This window comes from Pyxidicoccus xibeiensis, from assembly GCF_024198175.1.
Taxonomy (GTDB): Bacteria; Myxococcota; Myxococcia; order Myxococcales; family Myxococcaceae; genus Myxococcus; species Myxococcus xibeiensis.
In genome coordinates this window covers 594,899-618,309 of record NZ_JAJVKV010000001.1, presented here as the reverse complement: position 1 = coordinate 618,309, position 23,411 = coordinate 594,899, and the positions used below count along the sequence as shown (strand labels likewise).

The 23,411-nt window shown below is 71.6% G+C and carries 23 protein-coding genes; 11 read left to right on the top strand and 12 right to left on the bottom strand.

Going from position 1 to position 23,411, the window contains the following annotated elements; translation table 11 throughout:
- Positions 1–42: 42 nt before the first annotated feature.
- A complete protein-coding gene (locus tag LXT23_RS02460) occupies positions 43–633 on the top strand; it encodes a RodZ family helix-turn-helix domain-containing protein (protein WP_253978425.1) in 591 nt (196 codons plus the stop codon).
- Between the two features lie 18 nt (positions 634–651).
- Here LXT23_RS02460 and LXT23_RS02455 read toward each other — a convergent pair whose 3' ends face one another.
- The 4 genes from LXT23_RS02455 to LXT23_RS02440 form a co-directional block, all read right to left on the bottom strand.
- Positions 652–1,770, bottom strand: a complete 1,119-nt coding sequence (locus LXT23_RS02455) for a DUF3616 domain-containing protein (protein WP_253978424.1) — start codon at positions 1,768–1,770, stop codon at positions 652–654.
- 4 nt (positions 1,771–1,774) lie between these two features.
- Positions 1,775–1,942: a hypothetical protein gene (locus LXT23_RS02450; RefSeq protein ID WP_253978423.1), complete on the bottom strand. Its 168-nt coding sequence runs from the start codon at positions 1,940–1,942 to the stop codon at positions 1,775–1,777.
- Between the two features lie 155 nt (positions 1,943–2,097).
- On the bottom strand, positions 2,098–4,041 hold the full coding sequence (locus LXT23_RS02445; RefSeq protein WP_253978422.1) for a PAS domain-containing sensor histidine kinase: 1,944 nt from the start codon (positions 4,039–4,041) through the stop codon (positions 2,098–2,100).
- A 191-nt stretch (positions 4,042–4,232) separates the two neighbouring features.
- Positions 4,233–6,866, bottom strand: a complete 2,634-nt coding sequence (locus LXT23_RS02440; protein ID WP_253978421.1) for a M1 family aminopeptidase — start codon at positions 6,864–6,866, stop codon at positions 4,233–4,235.
- A 144-nt stretch (positions 6,867–7,010) separates the two neighbouring features.
- Here LXT23_RS02440 and LXT23_RS02435 point away from each other — a divergent pair, with 144 nt between their 5' ends.
- Together LXT23_RS02435 and LXT23_RS02430 are read left to right on the top strand one after the other, a co-directional pair.
- A complete protein-coding gene (locus tag LXT23_RS02435; protein ID WP_253978420.1) occupies positions 7,011–7,844 on the top strand; it encodes a J domain-containing protein in 834 nt (277 codons plus the stop codon).
- A 74-nt stretch (positions 7,845–7,918) separates the two neighbouring features.
- Positions 7,919–8,431, top strand: coding sequence for a DUF421 domain-containing protein (locus LXT23_RS02430; RefSeq protein WP_253978419.1), 513 nt, complete (start codon positions 7,919–7,921; stop codon positions 8,429–8,431).
- A gap of 10 nt (positions 8,432–8,441) precedes the next feature.
- On the opposite strand, the gene LXT23_RS02425 is transcribed toward LXT23_RS02430, so the two are convergent.
- Positions 8,442–9,428, bottom strand: a complete 987-nt coding sequence (locus tag LXT23_RS02425; RefSeq protein ID WP_253978418.1) for an endonuclease/exonuclease/phosphatase family protein — start codon at positions 9,426–9,428, stop codon at positions 8,442–8,444.
- Between the two features lie 215 nt (positions 9,429–9,643).
- Between LXT23_RS02425 and LXT23_RS02420 the strand changes: the two genes are divergently transcribed.
- On the top strand, positions 9,644–10,219 hold the full coding sequence (locus LXT23_RS02420) for a hypothetical protein (protein WP_253978417.1): 576 nt from the start codon (positions 9,644–9,646) through the stop codon (positions 10,217–10,219).
- A 106-nt stretch (positions 10,220–10,325) separates the two neighbouring features.
- Positions 10,326–10,877 carry a hypothetical protein gene (locus tag LXT23_RS02415; protein WP_253978416.1) on the top strand — a complete coding sequence of 184 codons (552 nt, stop codon included), beginning with the start codon at positions 10,326–10,328 and terminating at the stop codon, positions 10,875–10,877.
- On the opposite strand, the gene LXT23_RS02410 is transcribed toward LXT23_RS02415, so the two are convergent.
- Positions 10,852–11,280, bottom strand: coding sequence for a DUF3037 domain-containing protein (locus LXT23_RS02410; protein ID WP_253978415.1), 429 nt, complete (start codon positions 11,278–11,280; stop codon positions 10,852–10,854). The two genes, LXT23_RS02415 and LXT23_RS02410, sit on opposite strands and share 26 nt — an antisense overlap.
- On the bottom strand, positions 11,258–12,043 hold the full coding sequence (locus tag LXT23_RS02405; protein WP_253978414.1) for a HipA family kinase: 786 nt from the start codon (positions 12,041–12,043) through the stop codon (positions 11,258–11,260). Before LXT23_RS02405 ends, LXT23_RS02410 begins: the two co-directional genes overlap by 23 nt.
- 139 nt (positions 12,044–12,182) lie before the next feature.
- On the opposite strand from LXT23_RS02405, the gene LXT23_RS02400 reads away from it, so the two are divergent.
- The 3 genes from LXT23_RS02400 to LXT23_RS02390 all read left to right on the top strand — a co-directional run bounded on the left by LXT23_RS02400 (position 12,183) and on the right by LXT23_RS02390 (position 13,943).
- Entirely contained in the window at positions 12,183–12,656 is a 474-nt protein-coding gene (locus tag LXT23_RS02400; protein WP_323378732.1) for a MarR family transcriptional regulator, read from the top strand.
- Between the two features lie 22 nt (positions 12,657–12,678).
- Positions 12,679–13,116, top strand: a complete 438-nt coding sequence (locus tag LXT23_RS02395) for an organic hydroperoxide resistance protein (RefSeq protein ID WP_253978413.1) — start codon at positions 12,679–12,681, stop codon at positions 13,114–13,116.
- Between the two features lie 257 nt (positions 13,117–13,373).
- Positions 13,374–13,943 (top strand): GNAT family N-acetyltransferase, encoded by a 570-nt coding sequence (locus LXT23_RS02390; RefSeq protein WP_253978412.1) that lies wholly within the window; start codon positions 13,374–13,376, stop codon positions 13,941–13,943.
- A 52-nt stretch (positions 13,944–13,995) separates the two neighbouring features.
- Here the strand turns inward: LXT23_RS02390 and LXT23_RS02385 are convergent, their stop codons facing one another.
- Positions 13,996–14,316 (bottom strand): DUF4286 family protein, encoded by a 321-nt coding sequence (locus LXT23_RS02385; RefSeq protein WP_253978411.1) that lies wholly within the window; start codon positions 14,314–14,316, stop codon positions 13,996–13,998.
- Positions 14,313–15,617, bottom strand: a complete 1,305-nt coding sequence (locus LXT23_RS02380; RefSeq protein WP_253978410.1) for a DUF6068 family protein — start codon at positions 15,615–15,617, stop codon at positions 14,313–14,315. The genes LXT23_RS02385 and LXT23_RS02380 overlap by 4 nt, the downstream gene beginning before the upstream one ends.
- Before the next feature lie 100 nt (positions 15,618–15,717).
- Between LXT23_RS02380 and LXT23_RS02375 the strand changes: the two genes are divergently transcribed.
- The 3 genes from LXT23_RS02375 to LXT23_RS02365 all read left to right on the top strand — a co-directional run bounded on the left by LXT23_RS02375 (position 15,718) and on the right by LXT23_RS02365 (position 19,345).
- A complete protein-coding gene (locus LXT23_RS02375; RefSeq protein ID WP_253978409.1) occupies positions 15,718–17,724 on the top strand; it encodes a hypothetical protein in 2,007 nt (668 codons plus the stop codon).
- A 4-nt stretch (positions 17,725–17,728) separates the two neighbouring features.
- Positions 17,729–18,763 carry a C45 family autoproteolytic acyltransferase/hydolase gene (locus LXT23_RS02370; RefSeq protein ID WP_253978408.1) on the top strand — a complete coding sequence of 345 codons (1,035 nt, stop codon included), beginning with the start codon at positions 17,729–17,731 and terminating at the stop codon, positions 18,761–18,763.
- Between the two features lie 87 nt (positions 18,764–18,850).
- Positions 18,851–19,345: a hypothetical protein gene (locus tag LXT23_RS02365; protein ID WP_253978407.1), complete on the top strand. Its 495-nt coding sequence runs from the start codon at positions 18,851–18,853 to the stop codon at positions 19,343–19,345.
- A 77-nt stretch (positions 19,346–19,422) separates the two neighbouring features.
- Here the strand turns inward: LXT23_RS02365 and LXT23_RS02360 are convergent, their stop codons facing one another.
- The 3 genes from LXT23_RS02360 to LXT23_RS02350 form a co-directional block, all read right to left on the bottom strand.
- Positions 19,423–20,658 (bottom strand): hypothetical protein, encoded by a 1,236-nt coding sequence (locus LXT23_RS02360; RefSeq protein ID WP_253978406.1) that lies wholly within the window; start codon positions 20,656–20,658, stop codon positions 19,423–19,425.
- Between the two features lie 227 nt (positions 20,659–20,885).
- Positions 20,886–21,455 carry a hypothetical protein gene (locus LXT23_RS02355; protein WP_253978405.1) on the bottom strand — a complete coding sequence of 190 codons (570 nt, stop codon included), beginning with the start codon at positions 21,453–21,455 and terminating at the stop codon, positions 20,886–20,888.
- Positions 21,456–21,629: 174 nt separating this feature from the next.
- Positions 21,630–23,333: an amidohydrolase gene (locus LXT23_RS02350; protein WP_253978404.1), complete on the bottom strand. Its 1,704-nt coding sequence runs from the start codon at positions 23,331–23,333 to the stop codon at positions 21,630–21,632.
- Between the last annotated feature and the right edge of the window lie 78 nt (positions 23,334–23,411).

Here is a 23,411-nt window from a genome sequence, read left to right as displayed (position 1 = left end):
CGGGAACGCTCGAAGTGTCACCTTCACACCGAGGTCCACACCATGAAGCTCCTCCGTCACGCGCTGCTGGTTGCCTTCACCCTGTCCACCACCGCCTGCAACGTCGAGCCCGAGCTCGCCGGGTCCGAGTCCGGCGCCCTCGACGTCCAGTCCCAGGCGGCGACGACGAGCCCGCCCCTCTACAACTACTGCCCGTCGTCCATCCCGGCCGCGCCCCCCGCGCAGCCCAACGGGCCCACGCCGCTGTCCAGCATTCCCGCGGGCACGCCGCTCTACGCGTTCGCCACCAACCTGCGCAGCGCGTACACGGTCGTCGTCACCGACCCGGCCGACCGGAACCAGTTCCAGGCGTTCGGCTTCGACGTCGTCTCCCGCACCCTGAAGTTCCACGTGTCCGGCCTCAAGAGCCGGGGGGAGCTGCGCCGGCTCAACCAGCAGATTGCCGTCGACATCGAGGCCCTCGAGCAGAGCAGCGGCATCGACATGGGCTTCACCTGGGGCTCCAGCGGTCAGGTGGGCGGCCCGCTCATCCCCCGGCCCGGCGGCGTCCACGAGGGCGCCTGGAAGGTGGCGTTCAACAACCACTTCCAGCTGGACGAGTACCTCGTCTCGCAGCCCATCATCCTCCAGTAGTGGGTGCCGCCCGCTGCGTCAGAACAGCCGGAACACGTCCGCCAGCACGCCGCACGGCCCATAGCGGCGCTGCTGGGAGGGCGAGTCGTAGACGATGAGGACCGAGTCGTCCTTGTCGAAGTAGGAGAACAGGGCCACGCCCTCCGCGTGGTCCGCCTTCTCCGAGCGGGGGATGTCGAACAGCGGCTCCAGGTCTCCCGGGGCCTGCTGATGGATGGAGTCCTCCGTGAGGTGCAGCCCTCCGCGCAGCCGGTACAGGCGGATGGTGCCGTCCAGCGGCAGCGTGGGGCCGGCGAGGATGAGCAGGTCGTCCCCGTGCCGGCTCAGCTCGCGGATGCCCAGCCCGTCCAGCTGGAGGAAGTGCTTGCGGTACGCGCCGCCCTTCTTCCCGCGCTTGGGCGCGAGGAAGCCGTTGCCGGCGTCCTGTACCTCCATCTCCAGCATCACCGCCCAGCCGCGCAGCACGGGGCCTCGCAGCCCCAGGAAGACGCGGTCGCCGTGGACCGCCAGCCCTTCGATGTCCAGGCCGTTGTCCTTGCTGGGGATGGCCAGCGCACCCGGCGGCGCGCCCCGGCCCGCCGGTACCAGGAAGGGGCCCAGGTGCTCGTCGCGGCGGAGCAGCTCCACCAGCGGGCTGCCCGCCTTCGACGGCTCCAGCTTCGCCACGCCCTTCTTCTTCGCGGCCTTCTTCGCGCGCGCCCCGGCCTCCTTCGGGGGCGCCGGCCGGTCCGCCTCCGCGTCGGGCAGCGGCAGCCGCGCCAGCATGAAGCGCGCGGGCTGGTGCTCCACGGTGGCCAGCCGGGCCAGGTCCTTCTCCACGCCCTTGCCCTTGGGCTTCTTGCGCACGGCGCTGTGCGAGCCGACCAGCCACAGGTGGCCGTCCTGCATGTCCAGCGCTTCGATGTCCATCTCCTCGCCGCCCTTCACGCCCAGCAGGCTCGCCACGTCGTGGCGCTCCTGGTGCGAGAAGATGCGGGGCTCCTCCGGGTTGAGCCGGTGCAGCACCCCGTGCTCGTCCGACGCCACCCAGACGCTGCCATCCGGCGCGCGCGCCGCGGCGGACAGGTCATCCGGTACCGCGGCGGCGTCCTGGTCGAACTTCAGCAGCAGGCGGCCGAGGAGCTGGGGCTGTTCCATGGGCTCAGTGTCGCAGCTTCGACGGCTTCGGGGGGTTCATCGCAAGCACGGTGGCGAAGTAGCGCGCCTGGCTCTCGGTGGTGCAGCGAACCTCCTGGATGCGTCCGCCCATCCTCACGCGGACAATCCAGCCTTCGTTGTCTCGGGTAAATGCAGGCGTGTCCGTCGTCATGGTCTCCATCCTTGTGGTCGTATTCTCCCACCGTGGGCTGGAGCACCCGCCATGCCAGCGTCACAAGCGTGCGAATCCAGGCGTAACGGGGGCCCTGATGGCCACTGGACGACAGCCCCACCTGTACTTTTTGCCAAGGCGCGGGTGCCGGAGGTTCAGTGCACGTGCCGGTCTGGCTGCTCCGCGGGCGGCTGCTCCTTCGCACCCTTCAGCAGGGGCAGCGCGACGTAGAACGTGGAGCCCCGTCCCACCTCGCTCTCCACCCAGATGCGCCCGCCATGGCGCTCGACGATGTCGCGGCTGATGTAGAGCCCGAGCCCCAGCCCGCCATACGAGCGGGAGGAGACGTTGCGCGCGCGGAAGTAGCGGTCGAAGAGGAGCTTCTGCTGGTCCGGGGGGATGCCGATGCCCGGGTCCGACACCGACAGCAGCGCCAGCTCGCCGCGCTTGTGCAGCTCCACGCGGATGGTGCCGCCGTCCGGGCTGTACTTGAAGGCGTTCTCCACCAGGTTGCCGACGACCTGCTCCAGCCGGTACGGGTCCACGTTCACCTGGAGGGGTTTCTCGGGCCGCTCGAAGTGGACCTCGTGCGTGCCCCGGTGGACCTCCATCGCCTGGAGCACGTGCTCCACCAGGCTGTCCAGCTGCGTGGCCTCCAGGTGCAGCGCGAGCCGGCCCGCTTCGATTCGCGATGCATCCAGCAAGTCATTGATGAGGCCGGTGATGCGCAGCAGGTGCTGCCGGGCGTGGCGCAGGGTGGACGGGTCCACGTGCTCGCCGCGCTCCAGCCGGCGCTCCAGCGTGGCCAGCCGGAGGCTCAGCGGGGTGAGGGGCGTCTTCAGCTCGTGCGAGGCGATGGAGAGGAAGTCGTCGCGCACGCGGATGGCCTCCTGGGCCTCGCGGTACAGGCGGCCGCGCTCCTCGTCGGCCAGCTTGCGCTCGGTGATGTCCTCGATGAGCACGCCCAGGCCCACCGCGCGCTCGTCGGAGGTGCGCACCGGGTAGAAGCTGCCGGCCAGATGGCGCAGGGGGCCGGGCATGCCCAGCTCCTTGGACGTGGCCTCGCGCTTCACCATGGGCTCGCCCGTCTCCATCACGCGCCGCAGCGTCTTCTCCACCATCATGCCGGTGCGGCCCAGCACCTCGCTGGGACGGCGGCCCAGGTGCGCCTCCGGGGTGGCGCCGTTGATTTCGGCCAGCATGTCGTTGACGCGCTGGTAGCGCAGGTCCTTGTCCAGGTAGCCCAGGCCCACGGGGGTGGTGCGGAAGAGGGTGGCGAGCTGCGCCAGGCTCTGGTCGCGCTCCTCCTCCACCTGGCGGCGCTCGCTGATGTCCTCGACGATGCCCACGCCTCCCTCCACGCGGCCGGAGGCGTCGTAGCAGGGCGCGAAGCGCACGTGCACGGGCGTCGTCTTCCCGGAGGTGACGGAGCGGTACTCGCCCTCGTAGTCGGAGGCCTGCCCGGCGAGCGTCTCGCGCACGCACCGCATGAGATTCTCATCGCGGATGGAGAGCAGGTTGAGGCCCACCAGGATGCGCTTGGGCGTGCCGATGATGCTGACGAACTGCTCGTTGCAGGCGGTGATGACGGGGGTGATGTCGAAGTGGAAGATGCCCAGCGGTGCGTTCTCCACCACGACGCGGTAGAGGGCATCGTTGCTGAGGGCGCCCCCCGAGGAGGCCCCGCCCCCCCCGTTCAGCGAGCGCTCCACGGGCTCATGGATGGTGTCGATGACCTCGTGCAGGCGCCGGAAGTTGATGACGATGCGCTCGTGCGAGCCCTGGCCGGAGGCGCCCACGGTGAGCTCCACCAGGACCTCCACCCCGTCCTTGCGGCGCGCGAGCACGCGGACGGGCCGGCCTCCCAGCGACGTCCTGCGCGACAGCAGGTAGCGCAGCAGGCTCTTCCCTTCGTACTGGTGCAGCCGCTGGGGGAACAGGCGCGATGCGGGCTGTCCCAGGACTTCATCGCGCTTCCAGCCGAGCAGGCGCTCGGCGGCGCTGTTCATCACGCACACCGACTCCCTCGCGTCGCAGCCCACGAAAGGGTCCACGGCGGCGTCCAGCCACGCACTGAGCTCGTCTGTGGCACCGTCCATGTTCTCCCCTGGTCGCGCGCGGCCGGTGGGGGCCGTGCGCGGCGGGAACGGGGACCCTGGCCTCCGCGAAGTGCGGGACGTGTCCCCTTTCCATACAGGTAGCCATTGAACACGCTGGCCGCGCCTCCCGACGGGCAGGAGGAGCGGAATACAGGTCCGTTTGAGCAGCGGGCGTGGGAGCGGGCGCCCGGCTAGCGACGCTTCCCGGGGCGTCCGCGCGGGGCCTGCTTCTTGGCGGCGGACTTCACGGCGGATTTGGCGCGGCCCGTGCCTCGCGGGGCGGCGGGCGCAGGGGCTGTTGGGGGCTTCAGCGTGAGCCGCTCCAGCCACTCGCGCAGCCCGCGCGTCTGCTCCTTGAGCGTGTCCACCTCCTCGCGGAGCGCGGCCACCTCGCGGGCCTGGGGCTCGCCCTCGCGCAGGGCGCGCACCGTCTCTCGGGCGGCGCGGCGGGCGCGGGGGTCCTCCAGCGGAGTGCCCTCCAGCGCGGCGATGAGGCGCCGGTCGCCGAGCGTGCGCCCCGCCTCGAAGACGCCCATCTGCACGCGGAAGAGCGGGTCCCTCAGCAGCTCCGCGAGCAGGTCCACCGCCTCGCGCCCGCGGCCGGCGACCTCGGCCAGCTTCGCCACGGCCTGGGTGGCGGCGCGGCGCAGGACGCGGGGCTGGCCGTAGGCGGTGCGCGCCACGGCGACCGGGAAGGCGGCGGGGTCCTGCGACTCGGCGAGTCCGTCCATCGCACCCACGGCGATGACGTCCTGGAAGGAGGGCCGGGTGGTGGCCGCCTCCAGCACGGCCAGGGCGTCGGGGGCGCGCAGGCGGCCGTAGCTGCGCGCGGCCTCGGCCTCCACGAAGTAGCTGGCGTCACCGCCTTCCACGAGGGCGCGCAGGCGGGCCGTCACCTCCGCGTCCCGGCGGAACTCGCCCAGCGCGGCCACCACGGCGCGGCGCACGCGGGGGTGCCCGGTGCCCAGCGCCGCCAGCAGCCGCGTGCGGGCCTCGGGCGTGCGCAGGCGGCCCAGGGACTTCGCGCACGCGGCGCGGGTGCCCCAGAACAGGCGCGCGTCCGCGAGCGCGTCACCCAGCGCCTCCACGGCGCGGAAGCCTCCCTGCTTCCCCAGGGCGGTGGCGGCCTCGGTGCGGGCGCGAGGCTCCGGCGCGGCGCGCAGCTCCTCCAGCCACAGGCCCACGGCCTTGTCCACGTCCACCGTGCCCAGCACGTCGCGGCGCGGGTCCACGCGCACCTGCGTGGGCGCGGTGGGGCAGGGCAGCAGGAAGGAGTGCTCGGCCTCCGTCACCTCCAGGCGGTGGAAGACGTCCGCGCCGTCCACGGTGACGACGACGTCGAGCGGCAGGCGGAAGGTGGGGATGCCGGCGTCGGTGCGCTGCGTCTGCCGGACCTTCAGGCGCAGGCGCGCGTCCTCGGCCTCGTAGCGCACCTCCACCTTGAGCTCGGGGTGGCCGGGGGCGAAGACGTACTGGTCGAAGAAGCCGTCCAGGTTGTGGCCGGTGGCCTCCTCGAAGGCGCGCGCCAGGTCCACCGTCTCCACGGCGCCGTGGCGGTGGCGGGCGACGTAGTGGCGCAGGGCGCGGAAGAAGAGCGCGTCCCCCAGGCGGCGGCGCAGCTCGTGGAGGACGAGGCCTCCTTTTTCATAGAGGTGCCGGTCGAACACGTCCATGGGGGCATGGAAGCGGCGCGCGACGATGGGGCGGGCGTAGCGCTCGCGCACCTCGGACAGGTAGCCCTCGAGCTGGGTGATGCGGTGCTGGTCGGCCTCGTCGAGGTTGTCGGCGCGCTCCTTCCAGAGCACCTCGCACCAGGTGGCGAAGCCCTCGTTGAGCCAGCCGTGGGGCCAGTCGCGGCAGGTGAGCAGGTCACCGAACCACTGGTGGGCCAGCTCGTGGGAGATGAGGGGCTCGGCGTTGTAGTCGGGCTGGGCGCGGGCGTCGTGGAGGACGGCGTCGGTGAGGCTGGTGGCGGTGGTGTTCTCCATGCCGCCGAGGATGAACTCGGTGAGGAAGACCTGGGCGTAGCCGCTCCAGGGGAAGGGCTCGCCGGTGACTTCCTGGAAGACGCGCACCATCTCCGGGGTGCGGCCCACGCAGCGCAGGGCGTCCTCGCGGCGGCCCCTGGGGAAGAGGTAGCGCAGGGGGACGGTGCCGGCGGAGTCGGTGGCCTCCTCGAACTCGCCCACCGCGAGCGTGACGAGGTAGGGCGCGTGGGGCTGCTCCATCCGGTAGTGCTGGGTGCGGCGGCCGCCGTCGGTGCGGTCGCTGACGAAGACGCCGTTGGAGAGGGCGGTCATCTCCGCGGGGAAGGTGGCGATGACCTCGGACGTGGCCTTCTGGGCGGGCGTGTCCAGGCTGGGGAACCACGCGCGCGCGTCGATGTCCTGGCCCTGCGTCCAGGCCTGGCGGGGGCGGTCGGGATAGCCGGCGTCGGGGCCCCAGAAGTAGAGGCCGCGGCGGGGGCGGCAGGCGTAGTGGAGCGTCACCTCGCAGGCGCGGCCGGTGTCGAGCGGCGCGGGCAGCTCGACGCGGACGTGGGCGCCGGAGTTGGAGAAGCGGACGGGGCGGCCGTCGACGAGGGCCTGGGACACGTCGAGGTCCACCGCGTCGAAGGTGACGTGGGAGACGGGGCGGACGGCGGAGATGCGGGTGGTGCAGAGGCCGGAGAGGCGCCGCTGGTCGAAGTCGAGGTCCAGCTCCAGGCGCACGTGCTCGGCGCGCACGGGGCGCTCGGCGGCGTAGTGCTCGGTGGCGCCGGGGAGCGAGAAGGGGTGGGGGTCTGCGGGAGCGGACTCGGAGGCGTGACGGTGGCAGCAGCGCATAAGCTGGGGGAATTCTTCCGCGCGCCCGTGCCACCCGTCGAGCAGGAGTGCACGAAAGGGATGGGGCAGCGTCGGGTATCGGTCGGGGCACGGGGCCACTGCCCGCGCGCGGGCCGGCCCGCTGCGGTTAGGCTGGACGGCACCGTGCAGTTCGTCCTCTTCTTCTCCGACAAGCAGGTGCGTGAGGCGCTCTTCGCCCGGGTGGACGGGACGCGGGGGCTGCTGCTGGTGGCGGGCGTGCGCCATGGCCCGGCCATGCGCGCGCCCCAGTCACGCGAGCCCTTCGCCACGCTGGAGTTCCTCCACGGCGACGTGCTGACGCAGGTGCTGGTGGCCGACGAGGGCACCACCGAGGGCATGTGGAGAGACCCGCTCGGAGACCTCGCCGACCGGCTCTACCCGGCGAGCCGCGACGACGCCTACGCCGCGGCCACCAGCTACCTCCTGCTGGAGAGCGGCCGGCCCCGCGCGGTGGTGCGCAAGCAGGGCGCCCCGTTCGAGGACCTCTGGTTCCTCCAGGAAGCGCTCAGCCGCCTCACGCCGCGCGTGCCCGCGCCGGACCCGGACAAGCGCCCCGGCCGCAGGCGTCCGGAGCCTGCCCCCCGCTCACCCCGGCGTCCCGCCAGCACGGGCGCGTGGGACTCCGGAGCGGGAAGCACGGGTGCACGCGGCCCCGAAGCGCGGAGCACGGGGCGACAGGCCCGGGACGACGAGGCCACTCCACCTCGAGGCACGCGGGTGCCGCCTCCCGCTCCTCCGCCCGTGCCCGTGGCGCGGGACGCCTGGACGGTGCTGGGCCTGTCCCGGGACGCGCCGCTGGACGAGGCGCGCAAGGCCTTCCGGGCCCTCATCACGCAGTACCACCCGGACAAGGTGGCGCACCTGGCGCCCGAGTTCCACGAGCTGGCCGAGCGCCGCACCCGCGAGCTCCTGGCGGCGTGGGAAGAGGTGGAGCGCGCTCTTTCGGGAGGCGGCTGAGCTCGGCTCCGCCAACCTGTCCGACAAGCAGACAGGCGCCCCAAGGTCCGCTTCGCCGTGCCCATCTTCGGGGCATGGCGCCTTTCGACTGGCAGGGACTCTGGACGCCGGACATCCACCCCCTGGAGGTGATGTTCCGCGCCACCGCGGTCTACCTCTTCGCCCAGCTCGTGCTGCGGCTGTCCGGACGCAAGGAGTTCGGCCGCTCCTCCACCTTCGACATCGTCCTGCTGCTCATCATCTCCGTCTGCCTGCGCAAGAGCATCGTCGCGGATGACGACAGCCTCTCCACGGCCTTCCTGGCCCTGGGCACGCTGGCGGCGTGGGACCGCTTCTTCTCGTGGCTCGCCATGCGCAGCCACAAGGCGGCGCTGGTGCTGGAGGGCCCGCCGGTGGAGTTGGTGCGCGAGGGCCGCATCAACGAGACCAACCTGCGCAAGAGCCTCATGTCCCGCGAGGAGCTCCTCAGCCGCCTGCGAGAGCACGGCACCGAGTCCATCCGCAAGGTGCGGCTGGCCTACCTGGAGCCCGACGGCAAGGTGACCTTCCTCATGAAGAAGGACGGCGAGGGCGCCTCCGTGCAGTGAGCCTCCCGCCTCACCCCACCGAGGGCACGGACGCTGTCGCCCCGGGCGCGGCGTCCAGCGTGAAGCGCGCGACGATGGGCATGTGGTCGGACAGTCCGTGGAAGCGGCTGGCGGTGTCGCCGAAGGGCAGGGTCTCCTCGGTGTCCAGCCAGCGCACGCCGCCGCCGGAGAACATGTGGTCCAGGTGCATGCGCATGTGCATGAAGCCCGCGGTGGGGAAGCCGCGCGTCGCGCTCGGGTCAATCTGGCCCACGGCGACCTGCGCGCACGTGAGGCACGCATCCCCGGTGAGGTAGCGGAACACCGGCGAGGCCGGCGGCGAGTTGAAGTCCCCGCAGACGATGTACGGCTCGTCACCGGACAGCGAGCGCATGAAGTCCGCCAGCTTCTTCGCCTCGTGGAGTTGGTTGACGCCGCAGCCCATCTTGTCCTTCGTCGCCCAGAACTCCTTCGAGAAGGGCGTGGGCAGGCTCAGGTGGGTGTTGAAGATGTGGAAGGCGCGCCCGTCCCCGCGCCGCCGCAGGCGCATGTGCGCGCAGATGCGGCTCTGCTTCCGGTCCTTCAGCCGCTGCACGTGGTGGTGGGTGATGTGCTCGGGCCGGTCCACGTTGTGGGCGTCCACCTCCAGCGTGCGCGTGTTGACGAGCACCGCCAGGCCGGTGGTGTAGAGGGACACCTCGCCCAGCTTGTAGTGGTGGGCGCGGAAATAGAACGCCTCGTAGGGCATGTCCCGCGCCTGGGCGCCGAACGTCTCCACCATGCGGTCCATGAAGGCCGCCAGCTGCGTCTCCCCCGGCTGCTTGGGACGGTGGGCGATGGTGCTGCGCAGTGAGGAGGTCTCCACCTCCTGCAGGCAGACGATGTCCGGCAGCGGGTCCAGCGAGGCCAGGGCCCCGGCCACGCGGCGCTTGGGGCCCACGGTGCTCGCGAGGCCGCGCAGCATGTGGCCGAAGTAGCGGACGTTGTACGTGACGATTCGCAATCCGGAGTCGTTCATACGAGGTGCGAGGCCCGGGCCGGGCCGGTACGGTGAAACTACTAACCCCCGGGCCGGGGCGTCCTGGCTTTGTGGGGCCGGGTGCGCATTCCGGACACCGGCCGGCTGCCCGCCGGGTAAAGACTTCATTTGAACCCCATCCTTTGGCTTTTCCTGTTGCCAGGCATAGGGTCGGAGCTCGCATGGCTTCCCGGTGGGCAGCCGTGCGGGAGACCTTGCGCGCGCCGCGAGGAAGGGGGAAGAACGTGAACAGGCTGAAGCGAGCCGTCGTATTCGCCGCGACTTTGGGACTCGTGGGGTGTGGAGACGACTACCCGCGCGTCTACGATGTGGAGCTGGACGCAGCGGAGCTGCTCGACGTCCCTACCCGGTGCAAGGGGGACCAGGAGACGACTCCGCAGGGGCCCGCCAGGAACGTGGCCGCCCAGCAGCGGTGGACCTTCCGGAACCCGGAGGTGGGGGTGTACTTCCTGGAGGTGCCCGACGTCGACATCGAGTTCCCGGCAGCTCCGTACCGCATCGATGCGAACGACGCCCCGGACGTCCTCAGCCCGCCCGCTGAAGCAGGCCCCTTCGAATTCCTTCACAGCCGGCTGAAGGAGGTTCCTGGAGAGGGGGCTGATGAATGGAGGCTTCGCTTCGCCATCGACGGTGAGGCGCTGGGAGACTCCATCCAGGGTTCTATCGGAGTCTGGCATCTCTGGCTTGTCACCAGCCATACGGGCGTTGAAGCCAGGTCCGGGGATTGCCTCTCGACCCTCTCCTTCACCGGCCGCCGGGTAGAGGAGTAGCGGACCCTCCCTCTCAATGTCCGCTTCACGTGGACTCTGTGTCCGGCAGGGGCGCCAGCGCCTGTCGTGGCTCCGGACATCCTCCGCACATACGATGAGGAGCCTGATGCGCCGGAACTGGATGAAGTGGGGCCTGACCACGGCCCTGGCCCTGGGCCTGGTGGGCTGTGGCGGCGAGGACTCGTGGGTGTACGACGTGGAGCTGGACGCGGCGGCGCTGGCCGACGTCCCCACCACCTGCACGGGCGAGGCGGTGGCCCCGGCGCCGGGCCCGGCCAACATCCCCGCGCAGCAGCGCTGGCACATCTGGAAGGCGGAGTTCGAGTCCACCCGCATGGAGGTGCCCGACGTGGACTACGTGCTGCCCGGAGTCTCCATCAGCATCGACGACGACGCCGCGCCGGACGTCATCGAGGGAACGGCCCTGGAGTCGGGCCCCTACCAGTTCGTGGGTGCCATCCGCACGGACGTGGTGGCGGACGGCGCGGGCACGCGCAAGGTGCTGCAGTTCGTCATCCAGAACGAGTCCCTGGAGGACGCCATCCAGGGCTACGTCTGGGTGCGTCGCGAGGTGCTCGTCTCGGACGCGGGCGTGGTGTCCTCCGTGGGGGAGTGCATCTCCAAAGTTCCTCTCACGGGCCGGCGGGTGCGGGAGTAGCCCGCTTCACGCGGACCACCGTGTCCAGCAGGTGCTCCAGCGCCAGCCTCGGCTCGGGGTTGGGGCCCTGGCACAGGCCCGAGTGCACCGGCCCCGTCTGGATGATGGTGCTGCGCGGGGCCACCAGCCAGTGCCACCGCTCCTTCTGCGGCAGGCGGCCGATGGGGCCGGCGTCCTTCCCGCCCTCGCAGACGCGGCGGAAGCTCTCCAGGTGGCCGCGCACGGCCTCCAGGTCCACGTCCGGCGCCAGCGCCCTCAGCCGCGCCTCGTCCAGCTCCACCCGTGCGCCGAGGAAGCGCTGGGTGGTGCAGAACACGACGACGCCCGCGTTGATGAACTCCTCGCGCTCCACGCGGGGCACCACGCGGATGATGGCGTAATCAAACGAGCTGGGCGCGGGCACGGGCCGCCTCCTCGAGGAAGGCCGGCAGCGCTTCCACGCGCCGGGTCAGCCAGGTGACGTACGCGGCGCGGTGCGCGTCGGGGGTGGGGAAGGGGGACTCGGCGCCCACCAGCCAGGACTCGGGGATGGCGGCCACGGTGCGCTCCACCACCTGGGGCGTGAGGCGGGCGCGCAGCAGGCCTTCCGCCTCCGGCAGCGCGCTGGCCCACGGCAGCAGCACGTGGTCCTTGATGGGGGCGAAGCGGCCCTGGCTGCGCGCCTCCCAGTCCTCCCACGAGTGGTGGAAGTAGAGCGACGCCCCGTGGTCGATGAGCCACAAGTCCCGGTGCCAGCTGAGCATGTTGGGGTTCTTCGGCGTGCGGTCCACGTTGGTGATGAACGCGTCGAAGCCGACGATGGCGGAGGCCATCGCCGCATCCGGGAAGGGGCCCGCCACCGGGTCGAACGTCACCGAGCCGGGCAGGTAGTCCAGCGCCAGGTTGAGCCCCGCGCTCGCCTTGAGCAGCTCGCGAATCTCCGAGTCCGGCTCGTTGCGGCCCAGCGCCGGGTCCAGGTCCACCAGCACCACCTCGGGCACCCGCAGGCCCGCCGCCCGCGCCAGCTCGCCGGAGATGAGCTCGGCGATGAGCGCCTTGGCGCCCTGGCCCGCCCCCCGGAACTTCAAGACGTACAGCCCCGCGTCGTCGGCCTCGATGATGGCCGGCAGCGAGCCACCCTCGCGCAGCGGTGTCACGTAGCGCGTGGCGGTGATGGTCCTCAACATCCCGTGCTCCTGTCCTCGCGCGGCCCGCCTCCCCGGGGGGCCGACGCGCCGAGTGCCCGCCTCTACCACGGCCCGGCACGGACCGGAACGCACGGCCCGGCACCGGCGCCTCGTCGAATTGGTTGCACGCAATTGAATCGTGTCCTATTCATTGGCCATGTCGGTGGACGACCCGCTCAGCCTGGACGCGCAGCTCTGCTTTCCGCTCTACGCGGCGGCCCGGGCGGTGACCCAGGCCTACGCCCCCCTGCTGTCGAAGCTTGGACTGACGTACCCGCAGTACCTGGTGATGTTGGTCCTGTGGGAGACGGATGGGGTGACGGTGAAGGGGATGGGGGAGAAGCTGTTCCTGGACTCGGGGACGCTCACGCCGCTGCTCAAGCGGCTGGAGGCCCAGGGGCTGGTGCGGCGGGAGCGCTCCAAGGAGGACGCGCGCTCGGTGCACGTCCACCTCACGGCCGCCGGGCGCGCGCTGCGTCGCAAGGCGGTGTCCGTGCCGGAGGCGCTGGTCTGCAAGATGGGCCTGTCGCTGCAGGAGCTCTCACGTCTTCGCGACGACGTCCGTCGCCTGTTCGAAGCGCTGTCGAAGTCCCAACCTGAAACCCTGAAGTAATTCCTTCCAGAAGGAGCATTCCATGGCCCCCGTTACTGTCAGCCCGCTGTACACCACCACCGCCACCACCCACGGTGGCCGCAGCGGCCAGGTGAAGTCCGCCGACGGCGTCATCGACCTGGCCCTCGCCCTGCCCAAGGAGATGGGCGGCCCCGGCGGCGCGAAGGCCAACCCGGAGACGCTGTTCGCCGCGGGCTACTCCGCCTGCTTCGAGGGCGCGCTGCGCCTGGTGGCGCGCATGCAGGGCAAGACGCTCGGCGAGGGCGTGGGCATCACCTCGTCCGTCACCATCGGCAAGACGCCGGACGGCGGCTTCGGCCTGGCGGTGGAGCTCAAGGGCATCCTCCCCGGCATGCCCCGCGACGAGGCCGAGAAGCTGATGCACGCGGCCCACGAGGTGTGCCCGTACTCCAAGGCCACGCGCGGCAACATCGACGTGAAGCTCTCCGTCGCGGAGTAAGGGATATCCCTCACAGCCCAGGCGGCCCTCGGGGCCGCCGTCATGTGGAGTCTCGGCCCCGTGTGTCCACGGGGCCGCGTGTGGCGTCGGGTACACGCCGCACCCTCGTGAGGTGCCGCGGTGCGCGTCGCCATGACACGCACCCGCGTCTGAGGCTGACGCACGGCCGCGCCCTTGCGAAAAGCACTGCCCGGGTGCAGGGCGCTTGAATACTGGCACGTCCCTTGAAGTCCATGCGGCGCAGGGGGACGAAACCAATGCGTGAACGCCAGCTCATACCCATCGAAGTCGCGGGGAGCGCTGTCTCGGGGGCGGTGGACCTGCTGCTGGAGGACCCGGACATCGCCGAGGTCTTCTGGTGGTGGCGGCCGGAGCTGGGGAAACGTCCTCCCGGCCTCTGGAGCGCCGCGGAGGGCACGCGGCTGTTCGCGGTGGCGGAGAAGGGCAACGGCATCATCGGCCTGGCCGCGTTGTCCAATATCCACCGCGAAGAGCGCTACGCACGGCTGAGCTGCGCGGTGGCGGCGCCGTACCGGCTGGCGGGTGCGGGCCACTGGGCCACCGCGGAGACGGTGCGCCGCGGCGTGCGGCTGGACGGCCTGCGTCACCTGGAGACCTCCGTGCGCTCGAGCAACGACACCGCGCGCCGCGTGCTGGAGTCCCTCGGGTTCCGCGCGCTGGGGACGCCGGCCTTCCCGGGCACGGAGGCGGCCCCGGGCAGCCACGTCTACCTGCGGCTGGACCTGCCCTCGGACCCGAAGGGCCACTTCCTCATGGCGCCGGGTGGGGCCGTGAAGGCGCCCGCCCGGGCCGCCCTCTGCGCCTGAAGTGGCCGCCTGAGTCCGGGCGGCCCCTCGGGAAGTCCCCTTCGCGGGGGCTTCAGAAGCGCTTCACCTCGGTGAGCACCTGGCGCGAGTGGCGGGTGGCGGGGCCGAAGCGCGCCTCCGACTCCGCCCGCAGGCGCTTCGCGGCATCGCTGGCCGCGTAGCGCTTCATCGCCTCCACGTCCGTCAGCTCGTAGTGGCACACGTACCGCGCCCAGCCGCCCTGCGCGGTCTCGGTGTCGCGCCACTTGCGGCACGAGCGGAAGCCCGGCTCTCGCAGCACCTCGGGGACGTGCGTCTCCTCGTGCCAGCGGTTCCACGCCTCCTCGGCGGTGGGGTCCACCTCGATGACCACCGTGTAGAGGGCGAGCGTCATGGCTTCGCGGCCCACGTGCCCCAGTCCACCACGCGCGACTCGCCCGAGGGCGTGCGCTTGCCGCGAGGCGCGAGGCGGTAGACGGTGTCGGCGAGCGTCTGGAAGCGGGCCTCGTGGGCCAGCCCCGCCAGCGACGCGTCCCACGGGTCCGCCGCGTACGCCTGCGCGCGCACGGCCTTCGCGCCGGACACGGTGTCGGGCGTGTCGAGCACCAGCACCGCCACCTTGTGCTCGTCCGCCTCCAGCGTCTCGCGCTTCGCCGGGGCGGCGCCCTCGGGCTGGGGCGGCCACTGCTGCTGGCCCACGGCCTCCCAGGCCAGGGACAGCACCGCCTCCTCCAGGGGCATGACGTCCGCCTGCGCGAAGTCCGGGCACGCCGGGCCGTCCCGCGTGGGCGTCGCCTGCTGGCGCAGCACGTAGCCGCGCTCGGCGCCGATGCAGGTGCGCTGCACGGAGGTGCTGCCCTCCGAGTCCACCTTCACGTCGTACCAGGTGCCCGGGCCCATGGGCTGCGTCAGCGCGGGCACCGCCGCGGTGGCGTTGTCGCCGGTGCCCCGGCGGACCTCCATCAGCGTGAGTTGGTAGCCGCCGCTCGCGCCGAAGCCGGACAGCGTGGTGCTCGCGTCGAGCAGCCCGTTGGTGAGGTACAGCGGTCCGGGCTCCACCGCGTAGAGGCGGTTCTGCAGCGGCCCGTCCACCGGGCGCTGGTCGTGCATGTAGCGCTTGGCCTCCCAGGTGCGGCCGGCGGCGGTGGGCTGCTCGGTGCTCTCCACGCCCTCGCGCGGGACTTCCAGCGGCCGCGACTCGTACGAGCGCACCGGCAGCACCAGCGAGCGGGACAGGCGCGGGTGCGTCAGCGGCGCGCCGCCGTCTCCGGCGAAGGACAGGCTCAGCCACACCCAGGGCGACTCCACCGCCACCACCTCCAGCGTCACCACCCCGGCCACCGCGACGGTGTCACCCGCCTCCGGAGCCGCGGCCCGGGCGCCGCTGCCGCGCTGGATGCGCGTGCTGCGGTTGGCGGAGAACGAGTACGTCACGCGGTCACCCACCCGGGCGCGCTGCCACGGCGAGTCCCCGCGCACGGCCGTGCCCGGGTCCGTCATGGAACCGGAGCCGGAACCGGAGCCAGCGCCGGAGCCCTCCGGAGGCGTGGCGCCGGTGCCGGTGTCCTGGCCCACGGGCGTGCCGTCCGAGGGGCTGGCGGTGTCTGGAGCCATTGTCCTGCAGCCGGTGCCGACGAGGGCCAGCGCCGTGCACAGCAGCGCGGAGCGGGACAGGAAGGAGCGGGGCTTTTGCATGTGGTCGACCTCTGGAGGGGGGATGCCATTGCGCGCCCCCCGCCGGGGCTTGATACACCGTTGCCCTGGCCGTTCCCATCTTCCTGGAGTTCCGCGCCTCATGCCCACGAACCTCCCCATCCGCCGTGTCGTCCTCTACAAGCATGGAGTCGGCTACTTCGAGCGCCGGGGGAAGGTGAGCGGCAGCGACACGCTCAACCTGGACTTCAAGGCGCGCGACATGAACGACGTGCTGAAGTCCCTGACGGTGCTGGACTTGTCGGGCGGCTCGGTGTCGGCGGTGAGCTACGACTCGACGAAGCCGCTGGAGCAGCTGCTGGCGGAGGCCACCATCCGCATCCCGGAGGACAACAGCCTCACGGCGCTGCTGGGGCAGATAAAGGGTGCGCGGGTGCGGGCGCGCGTGGGCGGCGGTCAGGTGGAGGGCGCCATCATCGGCCTGGACTCGCTGGCGGTGGCGGCGGGGGAGACGAGCCTCATGCGCCCCTTCCTGTCGCTGCTGGTGGGCGGCTCGCTGCGCACCTTCGACGTGCTGGACATCTCCGAGCTGGAGTTCCTGGACGAGGCGGTGCGCAAGGATTTGGAGTTCTACCTGGCCACGGTGCTGTCCTCGTACAAGAAGGACAGCAAGCGCATGTCCATCCTCACCAGCGGCCAGGGCGAGCGCGAGCTGTTCGTCAGCTACGTCGTCGAGTCGCCGGTGTGGAAGACGAGCTACCGCATCCTCCTGGACGAGGGCGAGCCGCCGCTGCTCCAGGGCTGGGCGCTGGTGGACAACACCGGGGACGAGGACTGGGTGGACGTGCAGCTGTCGCTCATCGCCGGGCTGCCGGTGTCCTTCGTGCACGACCTCTACAACCCCCGCTACATGAAGCGGCCGGTGGTGGAGGTGAGGACGGAGGCGGCCGCTGCGCCGGTGATTCCGGAGGAGAGCTTCGGGGGCGCCATGGACATGATGGCCCCACCCCCTCCGGCCCCGGCGATGGCCCCAGGCGCCATCGAAATCGGCAGGCCCCGCATCCAGCAGCCACGCAGCCTTGGACGGTCCGAGAAGGGCGGTCCCGGGGGAGGCGGCCCCCTGATGCGGGAGGTCATGGCGCAGAGCAATGCGGTGACGACGCTGACGAGGGACGTGGGCGACCTCTTCGAGTACGGCGTGGACCGGCCGGTGACGGTGCACCGCAACCAGAGCGCGCTGGTGCCCATCCTCCACAAGCCCTTCGAGGGCAAGCGGGTGCTGCTCTACAACCGGGCCACGCGCGAGAAGAACCCCATGGCCTGCATCGAGCTGAAGAACACCACCGGCCTGACGCTGGAGGGCGGCCCGGTGACGGTGTCCGAGGACGAGCGCTACGTGGGCGAGGCGATGCTGGACACGATGAAGCCCCATGACAGGCGCTTCGTGCCGTACGCCGTGGAGCTGGGCTGCGTGGTGTCGGTGGAGGACCGGACGGAGGACGGGCCGGTGTTCAAGGCCATGGTGCACCGGGGCATCCTGGTGGTGGAGTACTTCCACGTGCGGAAGACGAAGTACGTCGTGCGCAACAAGGCGCCGCGCGCTCAGGTCCTGTACGTGGAGCATCCGCGCACGGGCTGGGAGCTGATGAAGGACGCGCCCGAGCCGGCGGAGACGACGGACGGCTTCTGGCGCTTCAAGCGGGAGCTGGCCGCCAGCGCGAATGACGAGCTGGTGGTGGTCGAGCGCACGCTCGGCCAGCGCCAGTACCTCATCTCCAACATCGGGCTGGACGAGGTGACGTACTTCGTGTCCTCGCGCTACGTCGACCGGCAGGTGGCGGACGCGCTGCGCGAGGTGGTGGCCCTGGGCCAGCGGGTGGCGTCGCTGTCCGAGGAGGAGGAGCGTCTGACGGAGGAGCGGGAGCAGCTCTTCAAGGACCAGGAGCGCATCCGCTCCAACATCGAGTCGCTGAAGAGCGGCGCGTCGCAGCGCGAGCTGGCGGAGCGCTTCGTGGCCAAGCTCAACGAGCAGGAGGACCGGCTGGAGGCCATCGGCCGCGAGCTGGCGCGGGTGGAGAAGGAGCAGCAGGCGGCGCAGGCCGAGCTGAACAAGCGCATCCAGGCCATCAGCTACTCGGCGGAGCTGTAGGCCCATGGCTCGCGTCGCGGAAGGCGCCACGCTGCCGGTCCTGCGCGTCACCGGCGGCCACGAGGCGCTGGGGACGGCGGTGGGCACCGCCATGCGGCCGCACATCCAGCGGGCCGTACACACGGCGCTGGAGGGGCTGGCCCGGGAAGGCCTGGACGCAGCGGCGCTGCGCGAGCGCATCGCCCCCGCGCTGGATGCGGCCGAGCGATGGACGCCGGGCTCCCTGACGGAATTGCGCGCGTGGGCGCGCGCGGCGGACGTGCCGCTGGAGGTCCTCTCGTACCTGAGCAGCGCGGGGCTGCCGCCCGTCTCCGCCGCGCACGGCTGCACCAGCGTGGCGGTGCGCGGTGCGCACGGAGGCATCCTCGTGGGCCACAACGAGGACTCGCTGGTGCCGGTGGTGGACGAGGTGTTCCTGCTCGACGCCATGGTGGCGGGCAGCCGGTTCCTGTCGCTGTGCTACGTGTACGCGCTGCCGGGCTGCTCCGCGTCGCTGAACGGGCACGGGCTGGCGGTGCTGATGGACTACCTGCCGGACCCGGACGCGCGGCCGGGGCTGCCCATGGACTTCGTGACGCGGGCCCTGCTGGACGTGCCCTCCATCGACGCCGCGCTGGACTTCCTCGCCGCCACGCCGCGCGGGGGCAGCGGCAACTGCGTGCTCGTGCAGGGCGGCCGGGTGGTCAACGTGGAGCTGACCTCCACGCGGATGGTCGTCACCGACGCCTCGCGCGAGGGGGCGTGGGTGCACACCAACCACTTCCTGGACCCGGTGCTGGCGACGGCGGCGGGCACCCCGCAGGCAGACTCGCTTCCGCGCCTCGCGAGCGGGAAGCGCCTGGTGCAACCGGGGCTGGCGCTGGACGGGGTCCAGCGCATCCTCGCGGACCGGCAGGGCTTCCCGGACAGCATCTGCCGGGAGCGCACCCTCGCCGGCTTCGTGGCGGACCCGACGTCCGGCGAGGTGCGGGTGTGCTGGGGCGAGCCCGCCCACGGCACGTGGACCTCACACTGGCTGACGGGCCGTACGGCTCCGTGAACCCGCGCACGGATTGCAACGGCTTTTCCGAGGCTCCGTGACGCGGTGCTAGCCTCCCCCCGGGGGCCACCCATGGGGAGGTGCAGCATGCGGTACTGGGCAATCGCGGCAGCGGTGCTGGCGGCGGGATGTGGTTCGGACCGGCCGGAGAGGGAGCCGGTGAAGGACACGCTGGCGCTGCAGGAGCCTCGGGTCTGCGAGCAGTTCGTGCTCACCTACGAGGAGTCGTACGGTGAATGCGAGGATGACTGCTACACCCGCGTCGAGGTCTCCTCCGCGGGGCTTGGCTACGTGGCGTGGGCGGACCGGAAGACGCTGGACGGGCCCGAGTCGAAGTTCCCCTTCGCGCTCTCGGCGGAGGAGCAGGGCGCCCTGGAGGCCCTGCTCGCGGACGCCTTCACCCAGCGGTGGGAGCACGTGTACGGGTGCCCTGACTGCGTCGACCAGGGCCGCTACTCCCTGTTCTACGAGTGCAACGGGTGGGCGAGCCTGGTGACCGCCGTGGATCCGCGGCAGCAGCCGGAGTTCCTCAGGCCGCTGATTGCCCGGATGCGCGAGCTGCGCGCCGAGCACAGGCCGTAGAAAAAAATGACGCCGGTGCCCCCACCAGGAGAAAGGCACCGGCGTCACAGGTCAACGCGGGTTCGTAGCGCGTTGACTCAAATTTCCCAGAACGTCTTGTGGAACACCGCTACTCGGTGCGACTGCGGGAAGAGTACGACGTAAAGGTCGTTCCACTCCATCGCACTCGGGGCCTGCATGTAATCCCATTCATAATGGGCAATGCGAACTGTCTCCGTGCCGCTTGCCAGCTCGGCCAGCAAGTCATGAGGCAGTGCGCTCCAGAACATCGACACGTCGTCCGCGAACTGGCTGAACGTCAGCTCGCCCGAGTAGCTGTAGCGGTGGTCGCGGTACTCAGGTGCGGAGAGGTAGGCCTCGGCCACCTTGTCCAGGCGGGGCGCCGCGGTGGACGTCCACGCGAAGGTGAAGGTCTCCAGCCGGCTGGTGCACCAGTTGCCGCACTGCGCGTTGGCGGCGGCCACGTCCGCCTGCAGCGTGGCCGGCACCGTCATGGGGGCCAGCGCCAGCGTGTAGAGGCCGTAGTAGTGCAGGTAGTGCTCCTGGCACACCGGCCACATCCGCTGGGTGAATTGCGACTCGCCGCCCGTGCACCAGGCAGGCGCCGCGGCGCTCCCGTCGCACACGTCCATGTAGGCGGCGTGCGCGTCATCCGGGCCCGTGCAGAGGTCATACGCGCTGGCCAGGGACACGCCGTACTCCTCCACCGTGCCCTCGACGCACTCCTCGAGGCGGGTGGCCACCGGGAGGTCGCACGTGGCGTACAGCGCCGGGTCCACCGCGGGAGCACACGCGCCGTTGAGGCAGTCCAGTTGCAGGCGGAACTGCTTGCCCGCGCCGGTGCCGGTGCTCACCACGGCCAGGTAGTCCCCGCCCTGCGCCAGCGCCAGCGCGGCCACCTTGCTGAGCTGCCCGTAGCCCGCGTCGTCGTCCTGGGCCACCGCCAGCGTGCCGTAGCTGCCGTCCGCCCGGCGCGGCCCGTACACGAACAGGCCCGTGTCCAGGTACATGCTGCTGCCCAGGTGCGTGACTTCCAGCTTCACCTGCGCGCCCGGACGCACGCTGAAGCCGAACGACAGGTACTGGGGGTGGGTGGTGAAGCGCGTCTGCACCGCGCTGCCCAGCTCCACGCGGCCCATGTAGGCCGTGCTGTCCAGGATGTTGCCGCTCGCGGGCACCGGGGGCGCGTACAGCACGGGCTGCGCGCTCTCACCGACGTGCGGCGGCTCCCCGGACTCCTCCAGGGCGGGGCCGCACGCGCCGATGGCCAGCACGGGGGCCAGCAGCGACGACAACACGAGCTTGCGAAGCATTTCGCACTTCCTGGGGGGAGTGGGACGGGCTGAGGGTCGTCCGGAAGGGTGGCGGGCGTGTGCCACACCCCCTGCCATGGATTCAAGACACAACGCTTCATCCGCCACTTCACCGCAACTGTTGGCTCGGCCGTCACCCCGCTGGAACGTGGGGGGTACAGAGGCCTCGGCCCGGAAGGTCGCGAGGCGGACGCGGCGACCCGGGCCGGAGCGGCGACGGGCCCCGGCTACCCGGAGATGATGCGCCAGCGCAGGGAGCCGTCGGCGGTGGGGGGGATGACCTCCACGCGCGGGTTCTTCGCGCTCGAGCACTCCAGGTACGCGCGGAAGCCTCCCGCCAGCTCGTTGAGCGACACCGGCGTCTGGTAGGAGAACTGGCGCAGCGTCAGCACGCCCGTGCCGTTCTCCTCCGCGTGCAGCAGCTCACCCTGGTCGCAGTACGAGCGCCACATGCGCCGCGCCATCCCCAGCACCATGGTCGGCGTGGTGAAGCGCAGCACCATCTTGAAGATGGAGTGGATGTCCCGCAGGGTGACTTCGTAGCCAATCGTCTGCGCACCCGCGGGGTTGCCCTCGAAGTGCTGGTCCACCACGGCCTGGACGATGCCGAAGTACGCCTCCACCGGGACCCACCCCACCGCGAGCGTCGTGCGCGGGTCGGTGTGGGTCCGCAGCTCTGGCGGGAGGGCTTCGACGGCCATTCGGGCCGTCTCGTCACCAAACCGCTCATGCACGTAGGCCAGCAGGTTCTGGACGGTAAAGCCTTTGTAATGCACGCCCGACAGGGATGATGTCACGGTTCGAGGCCCCCCACGCCAGCCGTGGACTGGAGAGTCCGTCCAGGGAATGGCGGTGGATCTGTATGCTAGAGCACCCTACAAGCCGGCGGAAATAGCTGCCCGTGAATCGCTTCCGCCGGCAGGGGGGGCAGTAGTCCATCCAGTGGGGCTGCTGTTTGATGGCCTGACTGGCTAGGGAAGGGCCTGGCGCCCGGGGGCGCGGTAGACCTCCGAGCCGGCGACCACCGTCAGGAGCACCTGGCCCCGGGGCAGCTCGGCCGGGGGCGCGTCCACCGGGTCCACGGAGAGTGCGACGAAGTCCGCGTCCATGCCGGGCACCAGCCGGCCGCGCCGGTCCTCGGAGAAGGACGCGTAGGCGGCGCCCACGGTGAAGCCCTCCAGGGCCTCCTGGCCGCTGAGCCGCTGGTCGGCGTACCACCCGGCCTGGGGCTGGCCGCTGGCGTCCTGCCGCGTGCGCGCCGCGTACAGCCCGTTGAGCACGTCCGGGCGCTCCACCGGGAAGTCGCTGCCCAGGGCCAGCACCGCGCCGGACGCCTTCAGCCGCTGCCACGCGTAGGCGCCGCGGATGCGCTCCGGCCCCACGCGCACCTCCGCCCACGGCATGTCACTGGTGGCATGCGTGGGCTGCACGCTGGCGACGAAGCCGTGCTTGCCCAGCCGGTCGATGTCCTCCAGCCGCATCACCTGCGCGTGCTCCACGCGGTGCCGGCCGTCCTTCTTCCCCGTGGCCTCCACGGCCTTGATGAGCGTGTCCAGCACCAGCGTGTTGGCCCGGTCGCCAATGGCATGCGTGCACACCTGGAAGCCCCTGGCGAGGAAGGCGCGCACGCGCCTGTCGTACTCCTCGGGGGACAGCAGCAGCAGGCCGCGGTGCCCCGGCTCGTCGCTGTAGTCCTCGTGCAGCGCGGCGCCGCGGCTGCCCAGCGCGCCGTCCGCGCTGAACTTCACCGCGCGCAGCGTCAGCAGCTTCCCCTGGAAGGGCCCCTCCCGCAGGTACTCCTGGGAGTCGCTCATCTGCCCGTCCGCCATGGCGTAGACGCGCAGCGGCAGCTTCCCCTCCTGGTCCCAGCGCTGGAACAGGCGGAAGGTGCGCAGGTCCATGCCCGCGTCGTGCACGCCGGTGAGCCCCGCCTGGGCGCCGCGGGCGAGCGCCGCGGCGAGCTGCGCCTCGTGCTGCGCGTCGGTGGGGGGCGGCATCACCGCGGCAATCAACCCCATGGCGTTGTCCACCAGGATGCCGGTGGGCTCGCCGTCGGGACCGCGCAGGATGCGGCCGCCGGCCGGGTCCCTGGAGTCGCGGGTGATGCGCGCGCGCCGCAGCGCCTCGCTGTTGACCCACAGCGCGTGCCCGTCCACGCGGCTGAGCGCCACGGGCGTCTTCGGGTGTTTCGCGTCCAGGTCCGCGCGCGTGGGGAAGGCCTTCTCCGGCCAGTCGTTCTGGTCCCAGCCCTGGCCCAGCAGCCACTCGCCCTGGTACGCCGTCTGGGGCGCCTTCGCCACGCGCTCCAGCGCCTCCTCGCGGGTGGCCGCGCCCTCCAGGTCCACCGTCACGAGGCCACTGCCCAGCCCCGCCAGGTGGCCGTGCGCGTCGGTGAGGCCCGGCACCAGGGTGGCGGTGCCCAGGTCCACCACGCGCGCGCCCTCGCCGGCCGCGGCCAGCACCTCGTCCCGGGTGCCCGTGGCGAGCACCTTCCCGTCCCTCACCGCGAGCGCCTCGGCCACCGGCCGGGCCGGGTCCAGCGTCCGCACGCGGCTGGCCACGTACACCGTGGTGCCCGGAGCGCCGGGGCCGGGTTCCGGGGCGCGCCGCGCACAGCCGGCCACGCCCGTGAGCAGCAGCACCGCACCGAAGAGTCCACCGAGTCGTCGCAGCATCGTGTCTCGCACCTGTCTGGGAACGCCCCACCCCCGGGGCGGCGGCGCGACACTCTGGCTCAGTCGGCGGTGGCGGCC